The 3227-nt window shown below is 45.4% G+C and carries 3 protein-coding genes; 1 reads left to right on the top strand and 2 read right to left on the bottom strand.

The window, feature by feature from the left end; translation table 11 throughout:
* Nucleotides 1-562: 562 nt before the first annotated feature.
* On the top strand, nt 563-1672 hold the full coding sequence (locus Q8O92_04815; GenBank protein ID MDP2982634.1) for a glycosyltransferase family 4 protein: 1110 nt from the start codon (nt 563-565) through the stop codon (nt 1670-1672).
* A 98-nt stretch (nt 1673-1770) separates the two neighbouring features.
* Here Q8O92_04815 and Q8O92_04810 read toward each other — a convergent pair whose 3' ends face one another.
* Nucleotides 1771-2169 carry a hypothetical protein gene (locus Q8O92_04810; GenBank protein ID MDP2982633.1) on the bottom strand — a complete coding sequence of 133 codons (399 nt, stop codon included), beginning with the start codon at nt 2167-2169 and terminating at the stop codon, nt 1771-1773.
* A gap of 200 nt (nt 2170-2369) precedes the next feature.
* Entirely contained in the window at nt 2370-2831 is a 462-nt protein-coding gene (locus tag Q8O92_04805; GenBank protein ID MDP2982632.1) for a FlgD immunoglobulin-like domain containing protein, read from the bottom strand.
* Nucleotides 2832-3227: the final 396 nt, after the last annotated feature.

Here is a 3227-nt window from a genome sequence, read left to right as displayed (position 1 = left end):
CAGATATTTTACTGAGTATGTTGCACTTACGTGTTATTATATTTACCATGTTAAGTCCCCCTCTGGGGGATTTAGGGGGCTGCCTTCTCAAAGTAGGTATAAGTATTTATTTATAAATAAGTTGATAAAATACTTATGTAAGTTTATGAATAATCCGGGCTAACACCCGATCAGGCACACCAGCAGCAGGGAGTATTGAAAAAACGCTGGCGCACCTATAAACCAAAAGTACAACCACGAAAGATAGATGGAGAAACACAAAAAGCATTGGAACAATTAATGGCAAAGATTCAATGAAATCAATCCGAGTTATCAACATTTCATCACTTTTCAACAAAGTAAACATTTTTTAGGACTTGACAACCGAAGGACACGGGGTCCCCGCTCGTATGAAGTACGTGCGGGGTGTATTGAAGGGGGCTGCTTCCAACAATCTCGACTTATGCAAAAGGCTCAATATACATGATATATTCATATTTCTTTTTTGCAGATTCTCGGAATTGAACCATGCGATAGTGAAATCGCTCACGATGTTATACTGACTTATGATCGGAAAAAGTACTTGAATATCCTGTTTTTAAACAGTTACCCGGACTGGGGTGGCGGAGAAACCTGGATGCTCGATGTCGCCGAAGGTTTACGGGAAAGGGGACATCATTGCCTGGTTGCCGGTCACGAGCGGCGGGACTGGTATAAACGGACGAAGGAACTGGGCTGGAATCCTCTTAAAGTGAATATACGGGGTGATATTGCTCCACTTATGATCGCGAAATTAGCCTGGATCGAGCGTAAATACGGAACCGATCTTGTCCTTTGTAATTTTGATAAGGAAGCGAGGCTGGCCAGTCTGGCGCGGGGGTTTAAAAAATACCCGGTCATCGTGACCATGAAAGGTTTATCCCTCATGCGGGGGGATAACATCTTCTGCCGCTGGAGTTACCGCCGCCTGATCGATCATACGGTCGTGTGCGCCCATCTTATCTATGATGATTTTTCCCGTGAGCCGTGGCTGAATATGAATAAGTTCAGCGCAATCCATAATTGCCTCAATACAAAAAAGTTTGCTCCGACCGATACAACAGGACAGAGTTTCAGAAAGGAATGGAACATCGCTTCCAAAACCAGAGTGATCGGGGTTGTCGCCCGTTTAGTAAGCCGTAAAGGCATACAGGATTTGATCGCTGCGGCTACTGAGATTCTCAGAAAACACCCGGATGTTAAATTTGTGCTGGTGGGAGACGGAACGGATAAACAGAATCTGGTTCAACTGGCTCAGTATCTGGGTGTTGAAAATTCGGTTATTTTTACCGGATCAAGAAATGATCACCATCGGTTTTTCCCCGCCTTCGATATATTTGTCCTGCCCTCATATTACGAGGGATTACCCTATGTAGTTCAGGAAGCGATGTATTACTCTCGACCGATTGTCGCCACCTCACTTGGTGGTGTATATGAAGCCATAGAGGATGGGATAAGCGGATTGATTGTTCCGATCAAGAGGCCTGACCTCCTTGCAGAAAAGATCAACCTCCTGTTGGAAAATGATGACCTGCGTTCCAACCTGGCGCAAAACGCCTCTGAAACATTTTACCGCAAGTTTTCCTACTCCGATATGATCGACCGGTTTGAAACGCTCTTTGAAAAACTTGTCAGTGCTTCAAGGGCTGTCTAATATTTTCCATACTGTCATGCCGAACTTGTTGCCGCTTCGCGGGAACGATGAAACCGTTTCGGCATCTATTCCATAAACATGCAGATGTAAACCCGTTGTCAGACATTCGGGGATGATATGCTTTGCTCCCCCGGAGGCTTTGACCAGCTCATTGTATGCCCGTATGCTGTGTCCGACCGGAACCGAGCCGGCGCCCCCAAGCTTGCCGCCGTGGCCATCATGGATGCCAGCGTTGATGTCCATGGGAATGATGTGCGCCCGCCAGATGGAGTTGAAAGTGGAGTTCGGTTGGGGCCGCGAAAATCCGGGAAAATACAGTGCCAGTCACGGCTTACAGCGCGTTTGAAATATTCGGCGCTGGTTTCCTGGGTATAGTCGTAACTCCATGTATGGAGCGCCACAAGGAGCGGACGTGATTTGCCGGACGCTTCACAGTACATCATGCGCTGCTCTGCGCCGTCGAACGTGGAGGGTATAGCTGTTTTGCCGGTTTGCATGGTATTTTCTTTTTTCCAAGTTCATCTTCAAAACAATTTGAAAATATACAAAACGCAAAGAGACGATGAAAATCAATTTTTTAGAACTCACCCCCTGACCCCCTCTCTTGCAAGCAAAAGAGGGGGAAACCCCTCTGCTTCTCTGAAAAAAAAGGCGGGATATTCTCCGCCTCTTTTTCATCATTTCCTCTTGCTTTTTTCTACCGCATTAATAGCATTTTCCGTGTCTGAGTAAAGCTGCCAACCTCCAACTGGTAAATATAAATGCCGCTTGATATTCTCCGCCCTGCATCATCGGTGGCATTCCAGGTTGCTGAATGCATACCGGAATTTTGCTCACCATCCACCAGAGTCCGCACCAGGCTGCCCCGGGAATCATAAATAGTCAATCGCACCAATCCACCTTTCCCGGCAGGAATGGCGTACTGGATGGTGGTTGTGGGGTTGAAGGGGTTGGGAGAGTTCTGGGATAAACCGAAATCTTTGGGAAGCTCAATCACTGTTTCAGATGACAAAACGGGTTTCGCTGCCCCTTGAATTTCATGAATAATCTGGATGATATTCTGGGCGTCCGAAATTAGCTCATCGGCTTGAGCAACGGTTAATTTCTTACCGCGAAACGCTTCTACCTGGTTGATGAACGCTCCAAGCTGATTGACCATTACTGAATAGTTCCCCGTATTACATTTATCAAGAGCCCCTTCAAGATTGAATGAGCGCTAAAAATACTTGAAAAATTATAATTCGGTTATGTCGTTAAGTCAACAACATACAATAAATAAGAGAAATTGAGTGCTCCTGTGTCTTTAAAGATCCCCCCTGCCTTCGGCATCCCCCCTTATTAAGGGGGGAATTTAGGAAGAGGATTCTGTCAAATCTTAATATATGTTTACATAGTACCAGGAACAATTTTCTTTTTCCCCCCTTAATAAGACGAGGGCGACAAAAGTAAAAAACTTTTATTCAACTTGAATGCATCAAAAGGTCTGTTAAAGGCGAACAGAGAACAGGACGGTTAAAAAGATAACAATGGAACCTGAAAACATACATCGAAAGCC

The sequence above is a fragment of the Candidatus Latescibacter sp. genome, from assembly GCA_030692375.1.
In the GTDB taxonomy this organism is placed as follows: Bacteria; Latescibacterota; Latescibacteria; order Latescibacterales; family Latescibacteraceae; genus JAUYCD01.
Note: the sequence above shows the minus strand (reverse complement) of the source record. Positions and strands in the feature narration are given on the sequence as shown.